Origin of the sequence: Rhizobium sp. AAP116, assembly GCF_001295785.1 — a bacterium.
Lineage (GTDB): Bacteria > Pseudomonadota > Alphaproteobacteria > Rhizobiales > Rhizobiaceae > Allorhizobium.
This window is the reverse complement of sequence record NZ_LJIB01000012.1, coordinates 46,022-66,058: the sequence shown is the minus strand read 5'-3', so window position 1 is coordinate 66,058 and position 20,037 is coordinate 46,022. Positions and strand designations below refer to the sequence as shown.

Annotated in this window: 14 protein-coding genes and 1 pseudogene; 10 read left to right on the top strand and 5 right to left on the bottom strand. The window is 58.8% G+C overall.

The window, feature by feature from the left end:
- Positions 1-54: 54 nt before the first annotated feature.
- Positions 55-2,199, top strand: coding sequence for a catalase C (catE, locus tag IP85_RS10125; protein ID WP_054149564.1), 2,145 nt, complete (start codon positions 55-57; stop codon positions 2,197-2,199).
- A gap of 44 nt (positions 2,200-2,243) precedes the next feature.
- On the opposite strand, the gene IP85_RS10120 is transcribed toward catE, so the two are convergent.
- The 3 genes from IP85_RS10120 to IP85_RS10110 all read right to left on the bottom strand — a co-directional run bounded on the left by IP85_RS10120 (position 2,244) and on the right by IP85_RS10110 (position 5,093).
- The gene (locus IP85_RS10120) at positions 2,244-2,636 is read right to left on the bottom strand and encodes a response regulator (protein ID WP_054149563.1); all 393 of its coding nucleotides are present in this window, start codon (positions 2,634-2,636) and stop codon (positions 2,244-2,246) included.
- Between the two features lie 67 nt (positions 2,637-2,703).
- Positions 2,704-3,756 carry a PAS domain-containing sensor histidine kinase gene (locus IP85_RS10115; protein WP_054149562.1) on the bottom strand — a complete coding sequence of 351 codons (1,053 nt, stop codon included), beginning with the start codon at positions 3,754-3,756 and terminating at the stop codon, positions 2,704-2,706.
- Between the two features lie 335 nt (positions 3,757-4,091).
- Positions 4,092-5,093 carry an HWE histidine kinase domain-containing protein gene (locus tag IP85_RS10110; protein ID WP_054149561.1) on the bottom strand — a complete coding sequence of 334 codons (1,002 nt, stop codon included), beginning with the start codon at positions 5,091-5,093 and terminating at the stop codon, positions 4,092-4,094.
- 249 nt (positions 5,094-5,342) lie between these two features.
- On the opposite strand from IP85_RS10110, the gene IP85_RS10105 reads away from it, so the two are divergent.
- The 3 genes from IP85_RS10105 to IP85_RS10095 all read left to right on the top strand — a co-directional run bounded on the left by IP85_RS10105 (position 5,343) and on the right by IP85_RS10095 (position 7,495).
- Positions 5,343-5,660, top strand: coding sequence for a hypothetical protein (locus IP85_RS10105; protein WP_054149560.1), 318 nt, complete (start codon positions 5,343-5,345; stop codon positions 5,658-5,660).
- 31 nt (positions 5,661-5,691) lie between these two features.
- The gene (locus IP85_RS10100; protein WP_054149559.1) at positions 5,692-6,303 is read left to right on the top strand and encodes a general stress protein; all 612 of its coding nucleotides are present in this window, start codon (positions 5,692-5,694) and stop codon (positions 6,301-6,303) included.
- Between the two features lie 106 nt (positions 6,304-6,409).
- The gene (locus tag IP85_RS10095; RefSeq protein WP_054149558.1) at positions 6,410-7,495 is read left to right on the top strand and encodes a PHB depolymerase family esterase; all 1,086 of its coding nucleotides are present in this window, start codon (positions 6,410-6,412) and stop codon (positions 7,493-7,495) included.
- A gap of 1,100 nt (positions 7,496-8,595) precedes the next feature.
- Here the strand turns inward: IP85_RS10095 and IP85_RS10085 are convergent.
- Positions 8,596-10,512 carry an EAL domain-containing protein gene (locus tag IP85_RS10085; RefSeq protein ID WP_054149556.1) on the bottom strand — a complete coding sequence of 639 codons (1,917 nt, stop codon included), beginning with the start codon at positions 10,510-10,512 and terminating at the stop codon, positions 8,596-8,598.
- A gap of 219 nt (positions 10,513-10,731) precedes the next feature.
- On the opposite strand from IP85_RS10085, the gene IP85_RS10080 reads away from it, so the two are divergent.
- The 6 genes and pseudogenes from IP85_RS10080 (at position 10,732) to IP85_RS10050 (ending at position 18,232) form a co-directional block, all read left to right on the top strand.
- Positions 10,732-11,367, top strand: coding sequence for an ATP-binding cassette domain-containing protein (locus tag IP85_RS10080; protein WP_054149555.1), 636 nt, complete (start codon positions 10,732-10,734; stop codon positions 11,365-11,367).
- 237 nt (positions 11,368-11,604) lie between these two features.
- A pseudogene (locus IP85_RS10070) lies at positions 11,605-12,313 on the top strand (IS3 family transposase); the annotation flags it as partial.
- Positions 12,314-12,674: 361 nt separating this feature from the next.
- Positions 12,675-14,873, top strand: a complete 2,199-nt coding sequence (locus tag IP85_RS10065; RefSeq protein ID WP_054149554.1) for a TonB-dependent hemoglobin/transferrin/lactoferrin family receptor — start codon at positions 12,675-12,677, stop codon at positions 14,871-14,873.
- Positions 14,874-14,926: 53 nt separating this feature from the next.
- Entirely contained in the window at positions 14,927-16,633 is a 1,707-nt protein-coding gene (locus IP85_RS10060; RefSeq protein WP_054149553.1) for an ABC transporter ATP-binding protein/permease, read from the top strand.
- Positions 16,634-16,667: 34 nt separating this feature from the next.
- Positions 16,668-17,390 carry a hypothetical protein gene (locus IP85_RS10055; RefSeq protein ID WP_054149552.1) on the top strand — a complete coding sequence of 241 codons (723 nt, stop codon included), beginning with the start codon at positions 16,668-16,670 and terminating at the stop codon, positions 17,388-17,390.
- Between the two features lie 14 nt (positions 17,391-17,404).
- Positions 17,405-18,232 carry a ChaN family lipoprotein gene (locus IP85_RS10050; protein ID WP_054149551.1) on the top strand — a complete coding sequence of 276 codons (828 nt, stop codon included), beginning with the start codon at positions 17,405-17,407 and terminating at the stop codon, positions 18,230-18,232.
- Between the two features lie 461 nt (positions 18,233-18,693).
- Here the strand turns inward: IP85_RS10050 and IP85_RS10045 are convergent, their stop codons facing one another.
- Entirely contained in the window at positions 18,694-19,998 is a 1,305-nt protein-coding gene (locus IP85_RS10045) for an HlyD family type I secretion periplasmic adaptor subunit (protein ID WP_054149550.1), read from the bottom strand.
- Positions 19,999-20,037: the final 39 nt, after the last annotated feature.

Here is a 20,037-nt window from a genome sequence, read left to right as displayed (position 1 = left end):
CTTTCCAAGCGGCTTTCCTCACCACCATCAGAGCGCGTGCTCCAGGAGTTCTCCATGGCCAAGACATCAACCCGTGGGTCCGTTGGGTCCAAAACTGCGACTGCCAAGATCCACGACCAGACGATGCAGCGCGGCGAAGGCGGCGAACTGCATCAGATCGCCGAGGATGACGCGCCCCTGCTGACGACAGCTCAGGGCGGCCCGGTTTCCGACGACCAGAATTCTCTGCGCGTTGGGCCACGTGGTCCTCTGGTGATGGATGATTTCCATTTCCGCGAGAAGATCTTCCACTTCGACCACGAGCGCATTCCCGAGCGGGTGGTGCATGCCCGTGGCTATGGCGCGCACGGCTATTTCGAAACCTACGAGTCTCTTGCGGACTATACAAAGGCCGATCTCTTCCAGCGTCCCGGAGAGAAGACCGAAGCCTTCGTTCGTTTCTCGACCGTTGCCGGCAACAAGGGCTCCGCCGACCTTGCCCGCGATGTCCGCGGCTTCGCGGTCAAGCTCTATACCCAGGAGGGCAACTGGGATCTGGTCGGCAACAACATCCCGGTCTTCTTCATTCAGGATGCCATCAAGTTCCCGGATCTGATCCATGCCGCCAAGCAGGAGCCGGATCGGGCATTCCCGCAGGCGCAGACCGCCCATGACACTTTCTGGGATTTCATCAGCCTGACGCCGGAAAGCATGAACATGGTCATGTGGATCATGTCGGACCGGACGATCCCGCGCTCCTTCCGCTTCATGGAAGGTTTCGGCGTTCACACCTTCCGCTTCGTCAACGAGAAGGACGAGTCCACCTTCGTCAAATTCCACTGGAAGCCGAAGCTGGGTCTCCAGTCGGTGGCCTGGAACGAGGCCGTGAAGATCAACGGCGCAGATCCGGATTTCCATCGCCGCGATCTCTGGCAATCCATTCAGTCCGGCAATTTCCCGGAATGGGAATTGCAGGTTCAGCTCTTCGATCAGGAGTTTGCCGACAGCTTCGACTTCGACGTGCTCGACCCGACCAAGATCATTCCCGAAGAAATCCTCCCGCCTGTGGCCATTGGCCGGCTGGTGCTCGATCGCATGCCCGACAACTTCTTTGCGGAGACCGAGCAGGTTGCCTTCATGACGCAGAACGTTCCGCCGGGCATTGATTTCAGCAATGATCCACTGCTGCAGGGCCGAAACTTCTCCTATCTCGACACGCAGCTCAAGCGCTTGGGTGGGCCGAATTTCACCCATTTGCCGATCAATGCGCCCAAGTGTCCGTTTGCCACCTTCCAGCAGGACGGCCACATGGCGATGCGAAATCCCGTAGGCAGAGCGAATTACCAGCCGAACTCTTTTGGCGAAGGGCCGAGGGAATCGCCGACGCGTGGCTATCGCCATTTCCCGGCTGAAGAGCAGGGCACCAAGGCAGGTCTGCGCCCCGAAAGCTTTGCCGACCACTATAGCCAGGCGCGGCAGTTCTACATCAGCCAGACGCCCCCAGAGCAGCGCCATATCGCGGCGGCCCTGACCTTCGAACTGAGCAAGGTGGAAACCGCCGTAATCCGTGAGCGCATGGTCTCCCATCTTCTCAACATCGATGAGACGCTGGCCAATACCGTGGCCCAGAAGCTCGGGTTCCAGTCGATGCCGAAAGCGGCGGATGCAGCGATGCCCACGCGTCAGGATCTGGAGCCGGCACCATCGCTCAGCATCGTGGAACGCGGCCCGAAACGTTTCGAAGGCCGCAAGCTCGGCATCCTGATCACCGATGGCGTCGATGCAAAGCTGCTCAAAGGTCTGACCACGGCGATCACCAAGGAAAAGGCCGTCTTCGAGCTGATTGCGCCGAAGGTCGGCGGCGTCAAGGCGTCGGATGGGACCTGGATCGAGGTCCACCACATGATCGATGGCGGGCCATCGGTCCTCTTCGATGCTGTCGCGCTGCTGACATCGTCAGAGGCGATGGATGACCTCGTCAAGGAGGCAACCGCACGGGATTTCGTCGCGGATGCCTTCCAGCATTGCAAGTTCATCGGCTACGACCCATCGGCCATGCCGCTTCTCGAAAAGGCAGGCATTGCGGATGCTCTCGATGAAGGCATCCTCGTCTTGCCCGGCGAGGAAGGTCTTGAAAGCTTCGTGTCCTCCCTTGGCAAACTCAGGGTCTGGGGACGAGAGCCGTCCGTGAAGCTGGGCAAGGCTTCCGTACCGAAGTAACCGGTTCGGCCCCCAGTTGATGGGGGCCAGCCATCGTCTCTGCTTCAGAGCGACCGGGCCTTCGGGTCGTCGCTTGCAAGCAGGCGCGCCATCGCCTCGGTGATGGTGAGGTCGTCGTAAGGCTTGGAGAAGAAGCGGCTTCCGACCGGCAGCATGCTCTCTTCGACGATGGCTGCACCGGAAGCGACAATCAGTTTCAAGGGTGGCCACCGATCGCGGATGTAGTGGGACAGTATGATACCGTCCATCGTCCCTGGCATCTGGACATCGGTGAATACGAGATCGATGTCTTCCCGTCCTTCGAGAATGCGGATCGCCTCGTCGGCGTCGCCAGCCTCCAGCGCTTCATAGCCCGCCGACAGGACCAGATCGACTGCGCTCATGCGGATTATCGTATTGTCTTCCACGATCAGGACGACGGGTCTGCCGTTCTTCATTGTTCACTCGCTGTATGAGAATGGCTGCAGTTCTGCAGCCTTGGGCGGCTCAGGAACCGATCTGTCCCTATGCCGCCGGCGAAAAGTCGGTCTGAAGTCCTGACCTTTCCGTATGCCTGATCGTCACAACTGTGCCTGGGGAAGCGTCGCTTACCGTCAATTCGCCTTCGAGATTCTTGACGAGCGCCTCGACGATACCGGTGCCTAACCCGGCCTTGGGCGCGTCGTTCCCGATAGGCATTCCAGTTCCGTCGTCGGATATGGAAAGGGTCCAGTCTTTGCCCGAAGAGAGATAGTTGATTCCGATCGTTCCGTTCCGATCGTCGCTGAAGGCATGCTTCAGAGCGTTGATCACGAGTTCGGTAACGATCAGACCCAGACTGATAGAGATATCCGCCGGGACGGTGCTGTCATCGACCGTCACCTGGATCGACAGCCGCTCGGGCTCCGCGATCATCGATGCGCCGAGACTCTGGCAAAGCTGCGTGAAATAGGCACGTAGCTCAACGCTGCCGCCGGCAGAGGTTGAGAGCTGACGCTGCAGGGCCGCAATCGACATGATGCGGTGACGGGCGTCATGGAGATGCCCACGGACCTCCTCCGACTGAACGCGGCGCGCACTCTGCATGAGGACGCTGGCAATGATCTGCAGGCTGTTGGCGACCCTGTGCTGGACTTCCTGCAGAAGGATGGCCTTGTCGCGAACCAGATCGTCTTTCAGGCGAGCCTCAGCGCGCATGTCGGTCACGTCGGTGATGGCGACAAGCAGGCGGATATGCTCGAGGTCGCCGTCGTCGAGCTTTCGCGCATTGATGATCAACTGTCGCGTTTTCTGGTCCGGACGCTTCAGGTCGATCTCGTAGGCATCGATGCTCACACTGCCGGTGACGGTCGCCGTCAACAAGGAGTCGAGCCTCGGCATTGCCCATTCCCCGTGCCCGAGTTCGCCGAGGCGCTTGCCTGTGACGGAGGCCGTGGCAATCTCGAATGCTCGGCAGAAGGATGCGCTCGCTGCGATGATCCTCAGATCATCGGACAGAAAAAGCAGCGGTTCGTTGGACGATGTCACCACGGCAAGTGTGCTTGCCGCTTCAAAATGCACTGTTGGTGTCTGTGGCATATAGGGGCCCTCAAGGGCCGAAGACTCACGGCGCAAGTCATCACTCGGCAGGAGTGTCGACAGAAACGATGAGGTCAATTCCGACTGGAGGAGGATAACACACCGGATGTGCCTGCCATGCATCATTTGTTTGATTGATTGGTGAAAACGAAGCTGGAGCGCCTGAAGCTTGCTGATTATCAAGCGAATGCGGCGTTCTGCCTCCGGGAGCGACTGAGGGCCTTGGAGTGTCTGTTGAAGGCCGCCTTAGGTCGAGGTGCAATCCGGTTTGTCATGCTCGATGATAACGCATCTAGCCTGAAGACCTTTCCCATCTGCAGTCGGCACAGGTCCGATCAATGTGTCAGATCACTCACCCGCATCCTCAAGGTCACAACGACCCCTCCGGCGGTCCATTCGTGCGCAATAGAGCCCCCGAGGTGACCACTGACGGTGCGGTGGAGAAGCTTGCTTCCATATCCTTCAGGTGAGCGGCTCGGTATGTCTGGCCCGCCCTGCTCGCTCCAGAGGATCTCGACATCCTCTTCGACGGTAGAGCCGGAGATATCGAGCAAACCTTGCTCGGACGACAGAGCGCCGTATTTCAAAGAATTGGTCGCCAACTCGTGGATCACGAGGGCAAGGCTTGTCGCCGCCTTTTCGCCGATCCCCATGCGAGGAACGGCGACACGGATCCGACCTGCGAAGGCGCCGATGTCATCATAAGGCGCCAGCAGAACCGAGAACAGGTCGCCAAGCAGGGCGGCACTTCCCTGACCATTGGGTAGAGGCCGTACCAGGTCATGGGCACGACCCAGCGCGGTCAGTCGCTGGGTCAACTGCTTTGCCATCTCCTCTTTCGTCTCGGTCGTCCGTGACGTGATTGTCGTCAGGCCAGACGCTAGAGCGAGAAGGTTCTTCACCCGATGGCTCATTTCACCGGCCAGCAACTCGTGGCCTTCCTCCGCCTGCTTGCGCCCCGTAACATCGAGAAAAATGCCCGACATCTTTCCAGCGGCGGCATCTCCGTTGCTTCCTTGACCCCGTGCCGAAATCCATCGCACATCCGATGCGCTCGTCAGGATTCTAAAGTCGATCTCGAACTGCCCTTCGATGACGCGGGTCGCCATGAAGGCCGTCCTCACGCGGTCGCGATCCGCAGGATGAACCTGCGCGGACAAGTGTTCAAAAGTCAGTACGGTGTCCGGAGAGATGTCCCAGAGTTCGAAGCCTCTGGCATCCATGACGAATTCGTCGTTTTGAACAATCCACGTCCAAAGAGCGACCCCGGCGGAGTCAATCGCGCTTCGCAGTGCTTGCACGTCCCAGTCTGTATGCGTTGGACCGTCGTCGTTCATGCAGGCTCTCCCGTTCGACGGTGCAGCGCATCGATCCACAATCCGTGGACGACCTTACAGGCAAAAGACTGCCAGTGACCAGTCTGTTCCGTTCCCGACGCAATTCCCTGATGCGCATCCGGAATGCGGAGACGAAAACTCGTCGCTGCAAGCGAAGAAGATGCAAAGCGAGCCAACGTCGGAACATTAATCACGCCGTCGTGTTCTTGCTACGAGACCTAGCAACCAGGTCTGCAAAGAGGAAAACCCATGAAAAAGATGATTTTCGCGGCGGCGCTCGTGTGCGCCTCGGCAGTGTCTGCCTATGCCCAGACCACGACGGTTCCGGCCATGGATGGCGACACGCCTGCCGTAGCGACACCGGATACGCCGAATGCTACTGCCCCTGTGGAGGGCGCAAATTCCTTCACCGAGGAACAGGCACGGCAGCGCATTGAAGAGGCAGGCTACACCGGCATTGCCGACCTCATGCTCGACGATCAGGGCGTCTGGCAGGCCACGGCGATAAAGGACGGCAAGTCCATGCCGGTCGCCATGGATTTCCAGGGCAACGTCGTCTCGAAATAATTTTGCGGAAACGCAGAGAAAGGTCATTCCCATGAAAACCGTTACCGGACTTTTTGACAACTACAATGATGCATCGGCCGCAGTCAGCGCACTGGAAGCGCGTGGCATCCCGTCCGAAGACATCAGCATCGTTTCGAACAATGCCGACAACCGCCACAGGCATGAAGACAACGACAACGGTGCCGCAGAAGGTGCGGGTGCCGGTGCCGGTATCGGCGCTGTCGTTGGTGGTGCCGGTGGTCTTCTGACCGGTCTCGGCATCATGGCCATTCCAGGCGTTGGCCCTGTCGTCGCCGCCGGTTGGCTTGCGGCCACTGCTGCAGGCGCCATTGCCGGTGCAGTTGCCGGTGGTGCAGCAGGCGGATTGATCGGCGCGCTCACCGATTCCGGTGTCTCCGAAGATGAGGCCCATGTCTACGCGGAAGGTGTTCGCCGTGGCGGCACACTTGTCACAGCTCGCGTGGATGACGGTATGGAAGCCGAGGCGGAAGCGATCCTCAAGCAGTCCAATCGCGTCGATGCGATGGCGCGCCGCCAGGCCTATTCGGAACAGGGTTGGACGAAGTTCGATCATTCCGCTGATCCCTACGGCCCAGCCGAAATCGAAAAGGAGCGGGACCGCTATCGCGTTCGCACTCTCTAACCAATAACAATCGAGGATCGGCTCACGCCGGTCCTCGAACTCGTTCTGAAACATCATTTATCAACAGGGATGTCGGTTGGCTTTCCGGAACCCCAGAAGGTCACCCATGCGAAGCATTTCCGATACCATCGAGCGGCTCGCTCGTGCCCGAGCGAATGCGCAAGGCGGCACTTACCGGCCGAGCACGTTGACCAGACTGGACGGCCCGGTGCAAAACCCCGGCCAGCTAACGGGCTGGTATCAGTGCCCGGACAACCCGGCTTCGCCACCCGCTCTTGTGGTGGTCCTGCATGGTTGTACGCAGTCGGCAGCCGCTTACGATCATGGATCCGGCTGGTCACGGCTCGCCGAAGACTATGGTTTCGCGGTCCTCTTTCCGGAACAATCCCGCCAGAACAATGCCAATCTCTGCTTCAACTGGTTCCAGAGCAATGACGTCACGCGCGACCAGGGGGAGATCCTGTCGATCCGCGAGATGATCGCGAGCATGGTCGACCTTCACGGTATCGATCCGCGTCGTGTGTTCGTCACCGGCCTCTCGGCGGGTGGCGCCATGGCCAATGCGCTTCTCGCCTCTTATCCCGAGGTCTTTACCGGTGGTGCGATCATCGCAGGCCTTCCTTTCGGGGTCGCCTCGACGGTGCCGGAAGCATTTGATCGGATGCGGGGGTATGGCCTTCCATCCTCACCGATGCTCGATGCCAAGCTGAGGAACGCCTCAGCCCATGAAGGACCTTGGCCGACGGTATCCGTGTGGCACGGAACGAGCGACAACACCGTTTCAGACGCAAACTCCCGTGCGATCATCGATCAGTGGCTCGGTGTCCATGGGGCGGACGTGGGATCGAGCGAGGCTCAGCTTCTCGATGGCGGCCACGCGCTGGAAACCTGGAAAGACGCATCCGGCCGCGATGCCATCGAGCATTACCGGATTGTTGGAATGGGTCACGGAACGCCCGTCGATGCGGCTTCCGGATACGGTCGACCAGCTGCTCACATGCTCGATGTCGGGATATCCTCCACCGTGCACATAGCGCGCGCCTGGGGATTGACCCCGTCCTTCGAGCGGAGAGAAAAACCCGCAGCGTCAGATGCGCCATGCACTAAGTCGCAGCCTGGTCAACCACAGATGCCTGAGGGAGTTCAGCAGGTCATCGAAGACGCGTTTCGGGCGGCAGGACTGATAAAGTGAAGTCTCACGGACATCAGGCTTTGCTGCCGAGGCTGACTGGCGATGTCTGCTTCGCATCGAAGCCGCGTGACCACTGCTGCGAGGCTCATGCCCAAGATCGTTAATCCCGGATTTCCGGAACTTCCTGGCTCCCCAGATGTTGCCAATCATAACCTGCTACGAAATCTGCCGCTACCAAAGTGCGGATAGTCCGCGAATGAAGGACAAATCCATGATTAGATTTTTTGCTTGGTCCATGTTCACCACGATGGCGCTAGTCTTAGCTTACTGAAGTATTGCCCGTGCCAAGCGGTGGGCCCGCTTCGAGCGGCGACTAGGTTACTTGCCACCTCTTTATGATGTGGACGGTGTCCAGACTCTCCTGAGCAGCCTCGATTGCACTGCGATTGCCAAGATTGTTGACCCGTCTGCATAAATCAACGAAGGCGGCTACGACATTGAGCATGAGCACACCGGCACCAGCCTTCACGTGGCCGATCAGATCATCACCACTGTGGTGCGGAAGGCGCGCGCCCTCGCCACCACGGAGGGACCGGCCGATGCAGAATGAACCGATGATCGCGATTCACTCACTTGTTCGCTTCTCTAGACTGGCAGTCCTGGTCCGGGTCCTTCCAAATGTAAAACGCGTTCCAGACGCCCAGCCATGCGTCGAGCACGTAAACGCTCGACCGGTCCCCCCGGGGTGGGACCAAATTCTTCGCTACAAGACCGACCGAGGCGACTACCCCCAAGGTGATGATGATCAGCGGGACGACGGGCCAATGAAAAAGACGATCGCCAGACATATGAGCAGGCAAGCGCGGTAGATGGTCAGTTTTGTCATGTGTTGCTTCTGATATTCTGCAGGCGGACGATATTGGGGAGCCAAGTTCAGCGCAAGAGTTCATACACCCCGTCGCGCCGACCGAGGGTGGCAGCCCATATCGGCTGCTTAGTGCCCCAATTCGGCCATTCGCGATGCTGGACCTAAATCCCGTAACCGGTCGCTCGCTGCGCCGACGACGACAAGCCAGTGTCTTTGTACAACCCTTGTCGTCCAAGTCTGACGCGAACAAACTACGCTGCTGAATCCAGTGAAGATTTCAAATCGTGATTGTTCAACCTGACTGGATATACAATGCTGTCTGATTTGTATTTGACTGCTGCTGACTTGCGATGAGTTGGGTGGCATCCGCTCCGCTCATGGGCCGTCCGAACAGGTATCCCTGGATGAGATCCGGCTTGAGGGCCGCAAGCACAGCCATCTCCTCACGGGTTTCGACGCCCTCGAGCACGCAGCGCAAGTTGAGCTTGGAGCACAGGGCAATGATCGCGGCGACGATTTCGCGCGATGTGAGGCTGTGGGCAACCTTGCGGATGAAGCTCCTGTCGATCTTGACCTTGTCGAGCGGAAGCTGATCGAGATACTGGAAGCTCGAATAGCCAGATCCGAAATCATCGAGTGCGACCCTGCAGCCGCTACTTCTCAACCTGTCGAGAACAGCGCTCGATGTTGTGAGATCGGACATCACCGCTGTTTCGGTGATCTCGAATTCCAGACGACCCGGCGAAATCTCCTCCTTCATGATCTGACCTAGAAGCGAGAGGACAAAGGTCTGATCCGAAATGTCCCGTGCTGACAGGTTGAAGGACAGACTGATGTCGTCAGGCCATTTCTTCAGCTCCGCCAGGCCCTTGCGGAACAGGATGGCGGTGACCTTCTGAATGAAGCCGGAGCGTTCGGCGACACGGATGAAATCGTCAGGACGGACAAGCCCGAGCCTGGGATTTTGCCAGCGGGCCAGTGCTTCGAAACTGACGATACGCTGCCTGCTTGGCGAGTATTGCGGCTGAAACAGCAGGAACAGCTCCTGCTCGAGGTTGCCTTCGCGCAATTCCCGTTCGATGGCGATGGCGTTCTCCATCTCCTTGCTGTCGGTGGTGTCGAAAACGATGCACTGTCCGCGGAACCGGGCCTTGGCTTTGTAGAGAGCAAAGTCGGCCTGCTCGTAGAGCTGTGTGCTCGCCATTCCCATGTCCGGATAGTGCGAGAAACCCGCGGAAGCGCCGACCGAGAGCTCCTGGTTGTCAATGATATAGGGCGCAGTGATCGCCTTTAGCCAACTGCCGGCAAGCGCTCTGACCTGCGATTCTGTGACGTTGCCGGTCAGAACGACGGCAAACTCGTCACCACCGATCCGGCCAATCATGGCCCCCTCGAAATGCAGCTCCGTCGCCCGCGCCACGGAGGCGCGCAACAGGCGGTCGCCCATCGAGTGACCGTACACATCGTTGATGCCCTTGAAGCCGTCGAGATCGAATATGCCCAGCCAGAATGGCGTACGCTGCTCGATCAGCCGGTCGATCTTTTCGAAGATGGCGCGCCTGTTCGGGATCCCGGTCAGCATATCGGCATCCGCAATGGCCCGCGCCTTCACCGTCAGCTCATCGGCCAGCAATCGTGCGTCGATCTGGCGAATGATCGCATGCCTGAGCAGTCCCGTCATGCTCACTGAAGCGAAGGCAGTCGCAACGACAATGGAAACATACTCTGCGTAGAGGTCCTCAGGGAGAGACGTGGAGAACCAGTAAAGGGTGGCCAATGTCAGTGGAACGCTGATCATGACCGTGCGCGTCGTGGCGCCGGTGATTGCAAAAATGAAGGCGAGCAACACGAAGTATATGTAACGCGTTTCCACATTGTAGACGAGCAGGTAGCTCAAGAGGTTGAGGTACATGAACAGATGCATGGCCAGATTATGCAATTCGAGCTTGGCCAGAGACATTGTCCGGTTGTTCGCTAGAAACTTGTGAAACAGATAGAAGCCGAAAGCCGTCGTCATACTGATGAGGGAGAACGCGACCAGCATAAGGCCGGTCTGCGTCTGCCAGTGCTCCCAGGTGACGAAGAGATAGTAGCCGCAGGCGGGGATCAGGATCGGTCGCAGGATCGGGATATAGGCATCCACCATTGCCTGCTGTCGTGCCGGGTCGGTCGATATCCTGAGCTGATTGAGCAGATCGGCAATTTTCATGGAGAGAGTTTTTTGTTTTCGCCTGATCCGGAAGTTTGGCGCTCTGATGGAGATAAACGCATAGATTTTCCCCGTTTATTGTCTGCCGTCAAAGCGTGTAGTCGCGGTCCAGCCCGACTTCGTGTGATTGTCGGGATATATATCAGTGAGATTTAAAACAGGTTTACGGCATGCCCATTTTGGAGCAGCGCGAAATTTTCCCAAGCCAATGCGTGCGCGATGATCGAGATCGTCAGTCTCAGCAAGGCCTATGGCGCCAGCACGGTTCTGGACGATTTCAGTCTGACCTTTCTTGCCAAAGGCGGGTTGACGGCGATCATCGGACCGAACGGCGCGGGCAAGTCCACCCTCCTGTCGATCATCGCGCGCCTGATGCTGCCTGACGCTGGCACGGTTCATCTCGAAGGGCTCGATGTCTTCCAGGCCAAGGGCGAGCTGCTCGCCCAGCGCCTTTCGATCCTCAGGCAGGATAACCACATGGCCGCACGGCTCACCGTCAGCGATCTCGTCGCCTTTGGTCGCTATCCCTATTCGAAGGGACGGCTGACGGTTGCCGACAAGGCAAAGATTGACGAGGCGCTGGCTCATCTGAAGCTGCGACCGCTTGCCGATCGTTATCTTGATGAACTCTCGGGCGGTCAGCGACAGCGCGCCTTCGTCGCGATGATCCTGTGTCAGGACAGCGATTACATGCTGTTCGATGAACCGCTCAACAATCTCGATATTCCGCATGGCGTCGCCATGATGGCGCCCTCAAGCAGCCGAGCCGGGATCTCTGCAAAACCCGCAAACGTTGGTGCGCACAAGCTCTTCCCGTTGATCCTCGAGCCTGTCGAGCTCCTCGTCAAACCCTGAAATCCGACAGCGGCCTTCCGCCACCCTCTGTCATATCCGGGCGATGATGCTCCCTTGCAATCTCGCCGGTTCTGCTCAGGCTTTGTGATCGAGGAGAGCTTCAGCGAGACGAACTGATCCACCGAGCCCAACAGCCACACATACTGAGCCAGACAGAAGATGGGGTCACGCAGACGCATCTCGACACGGCTGCGAATGGTGTGGAGCATGGCTTCATGCCGATACCGATGAGCAGTGACCTCATACAAGTCGAGATCCAAATACGGGGTCCTCGATGCGTCGATGATCAGCCAGATGAAGGCTCTGGAGGATGAGAGCCATCTGATGAGGAAGATGTATGCCGAGATGAGCGTGCAGGCCGAGCTTCTGAAGGAGGCTCTTGGGAAGTAACGCGGCTATCTCAACGACGGGAGATGGCTGGGCAAGCAGTGGTGGGGGTGCACGGGGTGAGCATTGCGGTTGCCTGCCGTTGCTTCCATGTCAGTAAGACCTGCTCTCTTTATAGCGCCAAGCTGAACGACGATAACGAGGAGGTCGCCGATCTCTCCGTCGGGCTGACGCGGGCGAAGAAGACCTGGGGCTTCGGCCTGTGCTTCCTTTACCTGCGCAATGTCCGGGGACATCGCTGGAACCACAAGCGTGTGTACGGCATCTGTCGCAAGTTCGACTTGTATCTTAGGATCAAGCCACGCTGGCGTTTGAAGCAGGACAAGCCCGATGCGTTGACTGTGCCGGAAGCAACGAGTCTGGTCTGGTCCAGGGGTTTCATGGCGGATCGTTTGGAGGATGGTCGGCAATTCCGACTGCTGAAAGTCTTGGATAACATCAACCGCTCGGGCCTGGCATCCAAGTGAACTTTTCGACGCCTGCAGAACGCGTCATCCGGACACTGAGCCAGATCGTAGAATGGCGCGGTAAACCGACGATGATCCACCGTGACAATGGCTGCGCGCGCCGTCGGCAATGTTAGAGCAAGATTGCCGATAACGAACGGCCGAATATGGGCATTGGCAGTTCGGAAAAAGTCGGCAATGAACTTGATGTCGGCGAATGCTGCGATCGCTAAGGGTAGCCAAGCTTATTCAGGTCAAAGACAGCCTAGCTCGTCATGGAATTTGATCGGTAAAAACATGATAATAGAACTCATGTTTAAACTTGACTCCTTTGGTATCCTTTAATACGACCCGCTCTGTCCACTAGTTCTGAGGGGTTGAACCATGAAATTCCGGGCCATAGCGACGCCTTGCGCGTCCACGCGTCACCGTGTCCAATTTCTTGCTGCAAGTGTTGCAGTGATAGGCATTTGCTTGCCGAGTGCCGGTCAGGCCGACGATACGATCCTTGATCAGATCGTGGTTTCGTCGCGATCGGACAAGAAGCTCCTCGATGTGCCGCAAAACATCACGGTCGTGACCCAGGAGCAGTTGGACGATTACAACATCCGAGACATTCAGGATCTCGTGCGGCGGGAGCCCGGCGTATCGGTCTCAAGACAGACTTCAAGCGTCAATCCTTGGGGGCAGCTGACTGGCTTTACGATCCGCGGCATGGGCGGTAACCGCGTGCTGACCATGGTCGACGGTTCGCGCGTTCAGGAACTCATCACCGACGGCAGCCGCGACTTCTTCGACATGAGCAATTTCAAGGCGGTCGAGATCGTCCGTGGGCCCAATTCGGTCCTGTGGGGTGCCGACGCACTCGGTGGGTCCGTCATGTTCCGCACGCTCGATCCCTCGGATCTCCTTGCAGATAGCGACAAGCCCTGGGCGTTGGAGATGAAGACCAGCTATGACAGCTTCGACGATAGCTGGAACAAGCAGGTGACCGGCGCCTATGATTTCGGAGACCTGCAGATCCTAGGCAGCTACGGCCAGACCTCTTCGCATGAGGCCGAGTTCAGCAATGCGCGTGCCGACGGCGGGATCTGGGGCTGCAGCCGGCTCTATCTGGGATGCAACGAGCTCTTCCCCGCGGACACAGATGTCGACAACGCACTTCTCAAGATGGTCTGGGCGCCGGATGCCCAGAACACGGTGAAGCTGACGGGAGAGCTCTTCGGTCGCGCGACGGAAGTTCTCCAGCTCTACGACATGAGCGCATCGGGCACGGGCATCCCGTCCACCAGCGCCTATATCAACGACCCCTATGTCCGCGATCTCGACATGAGCCGCAAGCGGTTCGCGCTTGAACACGAGTGGCTGGCGGATCTGCCCTGGCTCGACAGCCTGAATTGGCGTCTGTCTTATTCGCCCCAGGAGCGCGTAACCGACAGCGATCAGCGCCGCGTCTATTCGAACCGCGTCGAAGTGCGCAATCAGTATCGTGACTACAGCGAAACTTTCCTGGAAGGCGACATTCAGCTGAAGTCGAGCTTTGATCTCGGGCCAACCCGTCACAGCCTTACCTACGGCTTCGATGGCGATCATACCAAGGGTGATTACGCGGGTATCAACACCACCTACAACTCCCTGACCGGGACGACGACGGTGGCCACCAACCAGGGTTTCAGCTTCCCCCGCGTCGAGACACAGCGCGCCGACGTCTACATCCAGGACGAAATCGCGCTTCTTGATGATCGCCTGACCCTGACGCCGGGCCTCAGGCTCGCCACCTATTCGATCGACCCGACAGGGGATGCGACATATCCCGGGCTGCCCGGCTATGCGCCCGCGAAAAAGGAAAGCACCGAGCTGCTGAAGGCCTTCAGCGCAACCTACAAGCTCGACGAGACCTACTCTGTCTATGCGTCCTACGGAGAGGGCTTCAAGATGCCGACCTCGGCGCAGCTCTTCCAGTCGAGCACGGACCTCTTCAGCGGCTCCTCCATCATCCCTAATCCCGACCTGCGACCAGAATCGGTTCAAAGCTACGAGATTGGACTTCGTGGTGAGTATGAGCGTGGCTTCTTCAGCGTGAACGGCTTCTATGCCGACTACAAGGACTTCATCCGCAGCCTCCAGGCAACAACGATCCTCAATAGCAGCGGCACGCCCGTCACGGCCTATACCTCGAACAATGTCGAGGATGTCAGGCTCTGGGGCATCGAGTTCGGTGGCGAATACGAAGTTCTGGATTACACCACGCTCTCGGCCAATCTGAGCTGGAGCAAGGGGCGCCAGAAAGTCAGCGCATACTCTGCCGAAACGGCCTTCGATGGTGCGGCACCGTTTACCGCGGTTCTCGGGGTGAAGCACGAACTGCCGGAATACCACCTGCAATTCGAGCTGTTCGGCACCTTCGCTGCCGGCCGAACCGAGGCAAGCAACAGTGCCTATTACCTGCCCTCCGGCTACGCGGTCTTCGATGCCTATGCCAAGTGGACCCCGCGAGAAAACCTGGAAGTGACCTTCGGGATCGAGAACATCTTCGACCGCCGATACTTCCCGAACACGCTGACCGGCTACAACACCGTCGCCGGCTCGGCGGCGGTTGCCAATGTCAATCCGCTGGAACTGCAAACGGGGGCCGGTCGCACATTCAAGGTCGGCGCGACGGTCAAGTTTTGAGCCATACCGGTGCCGGGCAAGCAACCGGCACCACCCTTTTCAGAGGGAGCATCATGTCGACCCTGTTTCAACAGTTCAAACGTCTGATCGTCATTTGCATCTCGGCTCCGGGAGGCAAGTTCAGCGTTGCGCTTTATGCCCTGGCCATCGCTCTCAACCTCGGCAGCGTCTACGCTGCAGTTCGTCTGGTCGAGTGGACGGGTCAATTCTATTCTGCCATCGAAAAGGTGGACGGACCCGAAGTGCTCCGGCAGATTGGTATCTTTGCCCTGATCATCGCTTTGAATTCCGCGCGCGGCTTATCTTACGAATACCTGCGCAAGGTGCTGGAGATCCGCTGGCGGAAGGCTCTGACTGACCATGCGATCGCCTTGTGGACCCGCAACAAGGCCTTCTGGCATATGGCGGCTGACCCGGTCGATCGCATCGACAATCCCGACCAGCGAATTGCGGAAGACTGCCGCCTGTTTGCGCGCGGCCTGCTCGGCGAGACATTGGATTTGATCGGCGAGATCGTCGGCCTGTTTTCCTATCTGACAGTGCTATGGGGACTGTCCAACTTTGCCCTGTCGCTGGCTCCCCTCGGGCTGGACCTCGAGATCCCGCGCTACATGGTCTGGGCGGCCTTCCTCTATGTGGCGATCAGCAGCCTGATTACCCATCAGCTGGGTAAGCCGCTTAAAGGTCTGCTTGCCGAGCAACAGCACAAGGAGGCGAGCTTTCGGTTCGGCCTCGCTCGCTGGCGGACGGCTTTCGACGAGGTCGCACTTTCGAATGGCGAGGCGGCCGAACGGCGAAGCTTTTCGGCGCGCTTCGACGAGCTGGCTGCCAACTGGCGGCGACTGATCCGCGCTGAGCTCGTTCTGGGCAGCTTTACCTTCCCGTTTCGGCATTCCGTGCTGCGGATCCCGCTCTTCGTGGCGCTGCCGGGCTATCTGGCCGGTCATGTTGCTTTCGGTGGCTTGATGCAGCTCAGCATGGCCTTCTCCCAGGTAGTCACCACACTGTCCTGGTTCATCTTCTCCTATCGGGATCTCGCCGAACTTGTGGCCACGGCATCGCGCCTCGACGGCTTCCTTCAAGCCGCCGAGCGCCACGGATCGCATCCTTCGCCACTATCCAGGATAAGCCAATCACAGTCTCTCACGCTGCAGGACATTAGGGTTTGCTCGGCCCAAGGTGAGCTTCTCCTGAAACTGCCTGATATCTCGCTTGATCCCGGCTCTACCTTGCTTCTTCGGGGGCGATCTGGAATCGGCAAGACGACGATGGTCAAGCTTCTCGCCGGTTTCTGGCAGCATGGCTCCGGTTCAATCACGCTTCCTTCGGACAAGGTGCTTTTCCTGCCGCAGAAGGCCTATATGCCGCTCGGCTCCCTGGCCGATGCCGCCGCCTATCCCCGCACAATCGTTGATTTTGGACAGGAGACTGTGGCAGCGGCCCTGCACGCCGTTGGTCTCGAACGAATGACGGAACGTGCCGCGATCGAAGCCGAACGCGACCTTGCCTCACTGTCGGGCGGTGAAATGCAGAGGCTCGCACTGGCCCGTATTCTGTTGCAACGGCCGGATATTGCAATCCTCGACGAGGCAACCAGCGCGCTCGACCAGGCGGCCGAAACCGAGCTTCTGGCACGGATCCGCGAGCATTTGCCCGACATGATCCTGATCCTGATCTCGCATCGCGTCCCCCAGACGCCATCAGACATGCAGATCCACGATATCGACACCCATCCGAAAGTGCTGGCTGTCGCCAGCTGACGCCATCCTCCATCGAACCCATGACGGAACAGACATGACCATCAACGAACCCGTAACCCGACACCACCTGCAGGCAAAGGCAGAAGATATCATCCGGCGGCTCCCCGACATGGGCAAGTTGATGATTATCGGAAAGGGCAAGGGCGCCACCCACGAACGCATCGGCAAGGTCGAGATGGTAGGGGAAGTCTCTGGCCGCTTCGTCTGCGGTGGCGCCCATCACAAGTCCAGTATCGATCCGACCCTGGTCTGCGAGATCGTCTTCGATATCTCCAGCATCATGCAGAACCAGGTTTATCCGCGTCTGGAATTCAACAAGGCTGACGGCGGCACGCTTTTCGCAGTGGTCGGCTTCGAAGGGCTCGAACCTTTCGCAAATGTCTTGTCGGATCTGCAGAGGACTGTCGATCCGAATAAGCGGGACCTCACCCGGCCTGACAGACCGGATCTGGACCCTGCCGATCCGGGACGTCTGCCACTGGATCTAGCCCTGGCCGAGGGCTCTGCGATCACCATTCGTTATGACGAGCCCGGCTTCAGCCAGAGCTGGACGGGACCGGTTACCAAAGTCAGCCCCGGCATGGGCTTCATCAACATCATGACCGAGGATTTTCATCTGCATCTGCTCGGCGGCACGGTCGCACGCTGGGAAGAGACAGAGGTGGCCGAGGGACGGATGCAGCTTGCCGCCATAAACCACGAAGGGCAGCTGGTCGGCTTGACCCTACTGGTTCCAGCATTTGAAGATGCAGTTTGACGGTGGAGAAGGGCATGGTGGAACATCAGCCGGGCAGTTGGCGGGACGGTCATACGGGCGAGATCCTGCAGCATCAGGCGCTAATGCAGACGCTTGCTGAAAAGCAGGCGGTCTTGCTGGGCGAGACCCATGACCGATATGATATACATCGTTGGCAGTTGCATGTCCTTGCAGCGTTGCATGCTTACAAGGCTGATATCGTCGTCGGTTTCGAGATGTTTCCGAGACGCGTTCAGCCGGCGCTGGATCGCTGGGTTGCTGGTGCGCTCACCGTTGAGCAGTTTCTCGAGGAAGCGGAATGGGCAACGGTCTGGGGCTTCCAGGCCGAACTTTACCTGCCGATCTTCCACTATTGCCGGCAGTTCCGTCTGCCGATGAAAGCGCTCAATTGCCACCGACAACTGGTGACGGAGGTTGGCAAGCTCGGGTGGGAGGCGATCCCGGATGCGGAGCGGGACGGGTTGACGCCGGCACAGCCAGCGACCGCAGCCTATCGTCGCTTTCTCTTCGAGTATACGGGAGGTTCAAGGCCGGAACGTGCGGCTCAACATGCGGACGATCCTCAGTTCGATCGATTTGTTCGGGCCCAGCAGACCTGGGACCGTGCGTTTGCCTGCAATATCGCAACTGCGCTTGAGGCAGACCCGTCGGCTCTGGTCGTCGGCATCATCGGACGTGGGCATCTGGAATATGGTCACGGTACTCCAGCGCAGCTTGCCGATCTGGGGATTGAGCACGTTGCGGTTCTGTTGCCCGAGGACAGCTTGGAATTCGAGATTGAAAGAAAGCCCGGCATGGCCGATGCCCTCTTCATGCTTGCTCGACTCGACGCACCTGAATGAATCGCCAAATTCCACGGTGCTTCTTTGCGCAGCACTCGTCTCTTGGCGATGTTCATCTCAACTGGCGCTCATCTTTTGGCTCTCTAGACAGAGATGGTCCGTAGAGGCGAGAGGTCGTTGTGGGGCCGAGCCGGCGACGTCTCATGTCGCTCAATCCTCAGTTGGACGACATGTCCCTGGGAACTGTCGATGGTGTCGACATGTTTCCGTCGGTGCCACTTGGCACTCCCACCCAATCGAGGGGACGGCCCCAATTTTCCAAGCGCATCCTGCCCTTCGATCTAGCTACTTCTCAATTCCAATCCGAACTGATGGTTTGCTCGGGTATCTTGGAATGCAATTGGCACTGCTTGTGGCTATACTGCAGGCACCGCGACGGCAAACAGCCTCACGATCGCAAACCGCAACATAAGCCCTTTCGAGGCTGTTGCGCTGAAGGTGATCAATTCCTTGTCCGCATGTTACTCTTCTCTAAACGCCCTGGTGATCTGGTCGGTAAAGGGCTTCGCGAGGAACGAGATGACAGTCCTTTCCTCGGTCTCGATATAAACCTCGACGGGCATGCCGGGTGTGAGCTTGGCCGCGAGGTCGCCGAGGTCATTTGGGGAGAAGGTCACGCTGGTCTTGTAGAAGGGCAGGTTTGTTGCCTTGTCGACGATGGTTGCGCCTGGGATCATGTCGACGGCACCAACGATTTCCGGCGTGGTCTGCCGATTGAAGGCCGTGAAGCGCATGCGCGCGGTCTGGCCCACGAAGACACGATCGATGTCGGTGGGGGCGACCTTGACATGGACGTTGAGGGCACTGTCCCTCGGTACGATGGCCATGATCACCTGGCCCGGTGCCACAACGCCGCCGACGGTATGCGCCTGCAGGTCGTAGATCGTGCCGCTTTCCGGCGCCTTGACCACCGTGCGGTCGAGCCGGTGGGTGAGCTGAAGGGCACGTTGCTCCAGTTCTGAAAGCCGGGCTTCGACCGAGACGATCTCCTTTTGCAGTTCCGTCCGGCTGGTCTGGTCGACCGACATCAGTCGGACCTTGAGTTCGCTGATCTGGCCTTCGGCCTCGGCAACACGGGCGAGAAGATCGCCGATCGTGCCCTCGATGCGAACCATCTGGCGGCGCAACCCGCGCAGTTCAGCCGCCTTGGCGAGGCCCTTCTGCACAAGACCTTCCTGCATGGCGAGTTCTTCGGCGAGCAGTTCGCTCTCGGAGTGGTTCGCCTTTTCCTGTTCTCTCAAGCCGTCGATCTGGTTGCCCAGCTGCGAGATCTGCATTTCGATCTGCTGCTTCTGGTTTGCCCGCATGTCCCGGTTCTCGGCAAACAGCTTGCTCTCCTCCCGCGTGATGTCCGGGGAAAGATCGAGACCGTCAAAGGACAGGACGTTTTTACCGTCGCGCTCGGCAACGAGGCGCGCGCGCATCGCCTTCAGCTGGGCGACCTGCGATGTGACTATACCGAGCTCAATGCGCAGCTGCGTGTCGTCGAGGCGCAAGACGACGTCGCCCTTGTCGACCAGAGAGCCTATCTTCACCGGGATCTCGACGATTGTACCACCATCCACATGCTGGACCTGTTTGGTCTCGCCGATGACGACGAGTTCGCCTTGCGAGATGACGGCGCCCGCGAGCTTCGCCTGGGCGGCCCAGCCGCCAATCCCGACCGTCAGGGCAAGACCGAGTACGGTCGCTGCGAGCATGCGTCCCTTCAGCCCCTTGCCGGAGAGCGAGACTTGCGTGTTCTTGTCATCAAGGCGCTGTGTCATGGTGTGTCCCCTTACGCAGTTTACAGGTTCGGCCCGAAG

What these genes read in the sequence shown, in the direction of transcription:
- IP85_RS10085 (WP_054149556.1), bottom strand. Translation starts at nt 10,512, where the DNA reads ATGAAAATTGCCGATCTGCTCAATCAGCTCAGGATATCGACCGACCCG.
- IP85_RS10080 (WP_054149555.1), top strand. Translation starts at nt 10,732, where the DNA reads ATGATCGAGATCGTCAGTCTCAGCAAGGCCTATGGCGCCAGCACGGTT.
- IP85_RS10055 (WP_054149552.1), top strand. Translation starts at nt 16,668, where the DNA reads ATGACCATCAACGAACCCGTAACCCGACACCACCTGCAGGCAAAGGCA.
- IP85_RS10050 (WP_054149551.1), top strand. Translation starts at nt 17,405, where the DNA reads ATGGTGGAACATCAGCCGGGCAGTTGGCGGGACGGTCATACGGGCGAG.
- IP85_RS10100 (WP_054149559.1), top strand. Translation starts at nt 5,692, where the DNA reads ATGAAAACCGTTACCGGACTTTTTGACAACTACAATGATGCATCGGCC.
- IP85_RS10120 (WP_054149563.1), bottom strand. Translation starts at nt 2,636, where the DNA reads ATGAAGAACGGCAGACCCGTCGTCCTGATCGTGGAAGACAATACGATA.
- IP85_RS10045 (WP_054149550.1), bottom strand. Translation starts at nt 19,998, where the DNA reads ATGACACAGCGCCTTGATGACAAGAACACGCAAGTCTCGCTCTCCGGC.
- IP85_RS10115 (WP_054149562.1), bottom strand. Translation starts at nt 3,756, where the DNA reads ATGCCACAGACACCAACAGTGCATTTTGAAGCGGCAAGCACACTTGCC.
- IP85_RS10110 (WP_054149561.1), bottom strand. Translation starts at nt 5,093, where the DNA reads ATGAACGACGACGGTCCAACGCATACAGACTGGGACGTGCAAGCACTG.
- catE (WP_054149564.1), top strand. Translation starts at nt 55, where the DNA reads ATGGCCAAGACATCAACCCGTGGGTCCGTTGGGTCCAAAACTGCGACT.
- IP85_RS10095 (WP_054149558.1), top strand. Translation starts at nt 6,410, where the DNA reads ATGCGAAGCATTTCCGATACCATCGAGCGGCTCGCTCGTGCCCGAGCG.
- IP85_RS10060 (WP_054149553.1), top strand. Translation starts at nt 14,927, where the DNA reads ATGTCGACCCTGTTTCAACAGTTCAAACGTCTGATCGTCATTTGCATC.
- IP85_RS10105 (WP_054149560.1), top strand. Translation starts at nt 5,343, where the DNA reads ATGAAAAAGATGATTTTCGCGGCGGCGCTCGTGTGCGCCTCGGCAGTG.